General features: G+C 74.4%; 6 protein-coding genes. 5 read left to right on the forward strand and 1 reads right to left on the reverse strand.

Going from position 1 to position 6,000, the window contains the following annotated elements; all coding sequences use genetic code 11:
- Positions 1–91: 91 nt before the first annotated feature.
- The 5 genes from POL25_RS25505 to POL25_RS25525 all read left to right on the forward strand — a co-directional run bounded on the left by POL25_RS25505 (position 92) and on the right by POL25_RS25525 (position 5,164).
- Complete coding sequence (locus POL25_RS25505) at positions 92–1,132, forward strand: hypothetical protein (protein WP_272088771.1); 1,041 nt, start codon at positions 92–94, stop codon at positions 1,130–1,132.
- 40 nt (positions 1,133–1,172) lie between these two features.
- Entirely contained in the window at positions 1,173–1,727 is a 555-nt protein-coding gene (locus POL25_RS25510) for an RNA polymerase sigma factor (RefSeq protein WP_272088772.1), read from the forward strand.
- Positions 1,724–2,497: a hypothetical protein gene (locus POL25_RS25515; protein WP_272088773.1), complete on the forward strand. Its 774-nt coding sequence runs from the start codon at positions 1,724–1,726 to the stop codon at positions 2,495–2,497. The genes POL25_RS25510 and POL25_RS25515 overlap by 4 nt, the downstream gene beginning before the upstream one ends.
- 89 nt (positions 2,498–2,586) lie before the next feature.
- Positions 2,587–3,573, forward strand: a complete 987-nt coding sequence (locus tag POL25_RS25520; RefSeq protein ID WP_272088774.1) for a hypothetical protein — start codon at positions 2,587–2,589, stop codon at positions 3,571–3,573.
- A 709-nt stretch (positions 3,574–4,282) separates the two neighbouring features.
- The gene (locus POL25_RS25525; protein WP_272088775.1) at positions 4,283–5,164 is read left to right on the forward strand and encodes a hypothetical protein; all 882 of its coding nucleotides are present in this window, start codon (positions 4,283–4,285) and stop codon (positions 5,162–5,164) included.
- A gap of 139 nt (positions 5,165–5,303) precedes the next feature.
- Here POL25_RS25525 and POL25_RS25530 read toward each other — a convergent pair whose 3' ends face one another.
- Positions 5,304–5,882: a YdeI/OmpD-associated family protein gene (locus tag POL25_RS25530; protein WP_272088776.1), complete on the reverse strand. Its 579-nt coding sequence runs from the start codon at positions 5,880–5,882 to the stop codon at positions 5,304–5,306.
- Positions 5,883–6,000 lie beyond the last annotated feature (118 nt).

Raw genomic sequence — 6,000 nt, forward strand, 5'->3', positions numbered from 1 at the left:
GCTCGTGACCGCGGTTCGGTCCGGGTCCGCGCCTGCCTCCGCCTGAGGCTGGCCCGCGCCGGCGGCCCCGCGTACACTCCGGCCCCGTTCGATGCCGGCCCTCGTCGTCGCACTGCTCACCGCGCTCGCGCCCGATCCTTCCGATCCGGTCGTCGACGCCTGGCAGGTCCCCGAGGGCTGCCCCACCGTCGAGGTGCTGCACGCTGGCATTCGCCGCTCGCTCGGCGGCCTCGCGGTCGAGCGCCGCGCCCCCGTGCAGGTCGGCGTCATCGTCGTCCGCGAGGCGCCGCAGCGCTTTCGCCTCGAGCTGCGGCTCGACGCTGGCGACGGCCCCAGCGAACGCGTGCTCACCAGCGACAGCTGCGGCGCCGCCGTCGACACGGCCGCCTGGCTGGTCGCCATCGCCATCGACGTGCGCGCCAGCGACCCGGCCGCCGCGCCAGCCCCTTCGGTCACCGTCCCCGCGCCGCCCGACCCCGAACCGGGCGCGCTCGTGCCCGCGCCCGTGCCTGCGCCCCAGCCAGCGCCCGCGCAGCCCGACCCCAAGCCCGCGCCCCAACCACTGCAGCCGCCCGCGCTCGAAGCCCCCTCGGACCCGTCGCCCGCCCCACGCCCCAAATCCCCGCTCCACCTCGACCTCTGGGCTGGTGGCGGCCTCGGTCTCGGCGTCTTGCCGCGGCCGGCCCCGACCGCCGCTCTCGGCCTCACCCTCGCCGGCCCGCGCTGGGAGGCCGAGCTCAGCGGCACCTACTGGGCCCTCCGGCGCGAAGATTTCGGCGAGGGCCGCGGCGGCAAGTTCGCCCACGGCCACGCCGCCGTGCGCGGCTGCGGCGCCTGGGAGCGCGGCCGCGTGCGCGTGCCTCTGTGCGGCGGCCTGGCCCTCGGCGGCGTCAGCGGCGAGGGCACCGGGGCCCTGATCCCCCAGACCGCCCGCTCGCTGTGGATCGGCCTGCTCGCCGGCGCCGGCCTGCGGGTCGCCCTGCACCCGCGCGTCGGCCTGCTCCTGCGCGCCGAGGCCGTGTTCGGCCTGCGCCGCCCGGGCTTCCTGCTCGAACCTGCGCGCGGCCTGGTGTTCCGCCCGGCGCCGGTCGGGTTCTCCGCGCTGATTGCGCTCTCGATTCGGTTGCGTTGAAGTGTCCGACTCGCCCCGCTCGTGGACATCCAGGGAGACGATGCCCGCCAGCGGGGTCCTCTTCGACGCACTCGGGTCTCCGGCCGAGCTGCTCACCGTCGCCGACGTGTACCGCACGCACGCCGATTTCGTGTGGCGCGTGGTCCAGCGCCTGGGCGTGCCCGCGGCCGAGGCCGAGGACGTCGTCCACGAGGTCTTCATGGTCGTCCAGCGCCGGCTCGGCGAGTTCGACGGCCGCGGCGCCATCACCAGCTGGCTTTACGCGATCGGCCGCGGCGTCGCGGCCAACTACCGCCGTGGCCACGCCCGCGCCGCCCGCCGCATCGATCACCTCGATCCCCCGCTGCCGCCGCGCTCGCCCGAGGAGGACGCCGCCCACCGCGAGGCCGCCGGCGTCATCGAGACCTTCCTCGGTCAGCTCGACGGCGAGACCCGCGAGATCTTCGAGCTCGCCGACATCGAGGGCATGAACTGCCCCGAGGTCGCCCGCGCCCTCGAGCTCGACCTGAACCGCGTGCTCGCCCGACTCAAGACCGCCCGCCGCCGCTTCAACGCCTTCGTCGCCCAGCGCAGCGCCACCACGAGGACCCCATGACCGAACCCCGCGACGACCTCCCGGCCCTCGATCCCCGCGCCGCCGACCTGCTGGCGACCTACCGCCGCGCCCGCGCCATGCCGCCGGCCGCCCGCGCCCGGGTCCGCGACCAGCTCGTAGGGACAGGTCCCGAAGGACATGTCCTTCCGCTCAGGCCACGCCGCCGCCACGACGCCGCCTGGGCCGCCGCCCTCGCGCTGGCCGCCGTCGCCATCCTGTGGCTGGCGCGCCGCGACTCACACCTGTCCGAACAGACGGGTGCGTCCGCGACCATGAGCCCGGCCCACGGCGCTGCCGACCCCGCCGTCAACGACGCCGCCCTTCTCACGCCGCCGCCGGCCGCCCCGCAGCCCGGGCTCGTGCCTGCCGTCGCCCCGGCGCCGACCGACGTCGTGCGACCCCGGTCCAGGCCCGCCGCCGATCGCCGCGACGCCGCGAGCCCCTCCGTCTCGGCCGATGGCCCTGACGATCACCGCGACGCGCACGACACCGCGCCCGCCACCGATCTGCGCGGCGAGCAGGCCCTGCTCGCGCGCGGCTGGCAGGCGCTCGCCGGCGGCGACCCCGGGTCCGCCGCGCGCGACGCCGACGAGCACGCGCGCCGCTACCCCGCTGGCGCGCTCGCTCCGGAGCGGCGCGCGCTCGCGGCCGCTGCGAGCTGCGCCGACGACCCCGCCGCTGGCGCCGAGCTCGCTCGCGCATTCCTCGCGGACCACCCGCGGAGCCCGCTGGCCCGGCGCGTGCGCGACGCCTGCGACCTCGCCCCGTGACCGCGATCGCGAAATTTTCTCCCCCTCATGTCCCACTGCTTCGCTTCGCGGACATGAAGGGGGCGACCCCCCACCTGAGGAACCTAACCATGCGCCTTCATCTAAACCCCCTGTACGTCCTCACCCTCGCTGCCGGCGCGCTCATCGGCGCCTGCGACATCGACAAGCCGATCGGCGAGCTCGGCCCCTACGAGCCCTGCGAGGCCAAGAAGTGCGGCGACGCCTGCAGCGTGTGCGACCCCGACGACAAGGATTGCGTCGAGACCGCGGTCATCAAGGCCTGCGACGCCGAGGGCGCCTGCGTCGCCGGCAACCCGGGCGTGTGCGAGGACGCCGGCTGGGAGCCGTGCGCCGACAAGGGCTGCGGCGAGGGCTGCAGCGTGTGCGCCCCCGACGACCCCGACTGCGTCGAGACTGCGGTCGTCAAGGCTTGCAACGGCGAGGGCCAGTGCGTGCCCGAGACCCCCGACCTGTGCGACCCCGCCGTCTACGACCCGTGCGCGGGCAAGGCCGCGTGCGACTCGTGCCAGGAGTGCGACCCCGCCGACCTCGACTGCAACGAGACCGCCGCGCTCAAGGTCTGCGACGAGTCTCTGAAGTGCGTCGTCGCCACCCCCGAGATCTGCGAGCAGACCGAGTGGGCCCCGTGCGAGGACCAGCCGTGCGGCGAGTCGTGCACCGAGTGCCCGCCCAACTCCCCCGGCTGCTTCGAGGATGACGTCGTCAAGGCCTGCGACGGCAAGGGCCAGTGCGTGCCCCTCAACGACGAGCTGTGCGAGGACAGCTACGACCCGTGCGCCGGCAAGGCCGCCTGCGATCAGTGCTTCCTCTGCGACCCCGCCGAGCCCGATTGCTCCGAGGACGACGCGGTGAAGGTCTGCGACGACTCGCTGCAGTGCGTCTTCCAGACCCCGGGCGTGTGCCAGGACTCGTTCAACGACTGCGCCGAAAAGGCCTGCGGCGAAGCCTGCACCCTGTGCGACCCGGCCGACCCCGACTGCGCCGAGGACGCCGTCTTCAAGGTCTGCAACTCCCTCGGCACCTGCGTGCCCGGCCAGCCCGACGTGTGCAAGTGAGCCGCCCGCGCGGCTGAAGCCTCGAGGCACCTGGTCTTTCGACCAGGTGCCTCTTGACGTTTGCAAGTGAGCCGCCCGCGCGGCTGAAGCACCGAGGCACCTGGGCTTTCGACCAGATGCCTCCTGATGTGTGCAAGTGAGCCGCCCGCGCGGCTGAAGCCTCGAGACACCTGGTCTTTCGACCAGGTGCCTCTTCGCGTCTGCCGCTCCGCCGCGACATCCCGGATCCGGCCGACCTGACCGATGGGCCAGCTCGCCGTTTCCGTCCGTCGAGCGATCTCGACATCCACCTGTCCCTTCGGCCAGCTCGCGCCCTCTCCCCGCCGGGTTTCACGACCGGCCACCTATCCCTTCAGCCAGCTCGCCGCCCCCGCCCGTCGAGCGATCCCGACAACCTACCTGTCCCTTCGGCCAGATCTCGCCCTCTCCCCGCCGGGTCTCACGACCGGCCACCTGTCTCTTCAGCCAGCTCGCCGCCCCTGCCCGTCGGGCGATCCCGACGACCTACCTGTCCCTTCGGCCAGCTCACCGCGACCCCACCGCCGACCAGCGCTGACCGGGCCCGCCAAGACGAGCCCCCGGCTCGGTCTCGAACGGTAGAGACGGCTCACCCCCTTCTCCCCGCCTGCCACCACGTTCCGCGCCCCGATCCGCGATCGGCGGCCGCGCCGCTGGTCAGCCCCGGCAATTTTTGGCACTCCTGCAGCCGGTGCTGCTCGTCCCCGCGCTCCTGGCCGTCCTCGTGGCCGCGCCGATCGAAGTCGGCACCTCTCTCGTCGACGCCACCCGGCTCGCGGCCGGCTTGCGCGCGCGCGTCGGCCCGGAGCTCGACGACTGGACCATCACCGTCGGCCCGGCCGACGGCGCCGACGCCCTGCGCGTCACCCTCGCGCGGGGCGACGGCCGCGCCGCCAGCCACACCGTCCGCCTCGCCGGCAAGACCGTCGAGGATCGCACCCGCGAGCTCGCCGCCAGCATCACCCTGTTGATGGACAGCCACCCGGCCGATCTGACCCCCGCGGCGCCCGCGTCCCCCGCTCGGCCGGCCCCTCAGCGCTCGCCGCCGCTGCCCCGGCCGCCCGACGCGCCCGCCTCGCGCCCCCCGCGGCCTGCCCTGCGCGGCTGGCTCGGCCTCGGCCCGCGCATCGAGGTCGGCAGCGGCCTGCGCTACGAGGCCGGCCTCGACCTCCTCGGCGGCTTGTGGCTCGCGCGCGAGCACGTCCAGCCGCTCATCGGCCTCGGCTTCAGCGGCGGCGCCCGCCACGGGATCTCCGTGCTCCACGCCCGCTTCGGCGCCGGCGCGGCCTTTGGCGCCCCGCTCGGCCCCGGAGGCCGGCTCTGGCTCGGCGCCCACCTCCTCGGCCACGCCCTGTACCTCCACGCCGTCGAGGTCGGGACCGACGCCACCTGGCTGTCCTCGACCGAGATCGGCGGCCTCCTGCAGTACCGCGGCCGCCGCCTGTTCCTCGGCCTGCGCACCGGCCTCGACCTCACCTTGCCCGCCGTGTCGATCCGCGGCACCCGCGGGGTCGTGCGCCGCGAGGTCCCGCGCTGGTGCTTCGGCCTCATGTTCGGCGTGAAGTTCGGCTGATCGGCGCCGCCGCAGCTCTCAGGTCGCATGCCCCGGGGACATGCCCTCTCGAGCATGTGCAAAAAGACATGTCCACTCTAACATGTCCATCCAGACATGCCCCTTCAAACATGTCTCTTCACGCAGAACCCATCGCCGCTCACTCGTGGATCTTCCGGCCCTTGGCCAGCATCTCGACGAAGCGCTCCACCTGCCGCGCGCGCGTCTCCGGCTTCTTCGCCGTCTGCAGGCGGAACAGCAGCGCGTAGCGGTTGGCCGCGTCCAGCCCGGCGAACGCCGCCTGCGCGGCCGGCACGCGGGCCAGCGCCGCCGTCAGCTCCGCCGGCACCTCGATGCGGCTCGCGGGCGCGTACGCGGCGTCCCAACGGCCGTCGGCGCGGGCCCGCTCGACCTCTGCCAGCCCCGCCGGCTGCATCGCCCCGCGCTCGACCAGCGCCTGCACCCGCTCGCGGTTGATCTGCGACCACAAGCTCCGCGGCCCGCGCGGCGTGAACCGCTGCAGCCAGCTGTCGCCGTCGTGGGCCTTCTTCTGGCTGTCGATCCAGCCCCACACCAGCGCCACGTCGACCGCGTCCGAGTAGCTCACCGAGCGCAGCGACTTGCCCTTCTTGGCCAGCTGCAGCCAGGCCCCGGGCGAGCTGCGGTGGTGCTCCGCCAGCCAGCGCGAGAACGCGTCGGCGTCGGCGAACAGGACGATGGGCAACGTCGGCGCGGCCATGTCCCCCAGCAGAGCACCCGCCCCGCGCCCGCGCTTGTAAAAACGCGACACCTGCCCCCAAAGCCAGCTCGCCCGCCCCCCGCCGACTCCGCGTTCAGGTCGGCCACGGTCTCGCAAT

It is taken from the genome of Nannocystis bainbridge, from assembly GCF_028368995.1.
In the GTDB taxonomy this organism is placed as follows: Bacteria; Myxococcota_A; Polyangia; order Nannocystales; family Nannocystaceae; genus Nannocystis; species Nannocystis bainbridge.

Bases quoted from the DNA above. Each gene is read 5' to 3' on its own strand.
- POL25_RS25505 (WP_272088771.1), top strand. From the start codon at position 92: ATGCCGGCCCTCGTCGTCGCACTGCTCACCGCGCTCGCGCCCGATCCT.
- POL25_RS25510 (WP_272088772.1), top strand. From the start codon at position 1,173: ATGCCCGCCAGCGGGGTCCTCTTCGACGCACTCGGGTCTCCGGCCGAG.
- POL25_RS25515 (WP_272088773.1), top strand. From the start codon at position 1,724: ATGACCGAACCCCGCGACGACCTCCCGGCCCTCGATCCCCGCGCCGCC.
- POL25_RS25520 (WP_272088774.1), top strand. From the start codon at position 2,587: ATGCGCCTTCATCTAAACCCCCTGTACGTCCTCACCCTCGCTGCCGGC.
- POL25_RS25530 (WP_272088776.1), bottom strand. From the start codon at position 5,882: ATGGCCGCGCCGACGTTGCCCATCGTCCTGTTCGCCGACGCCGACGCG.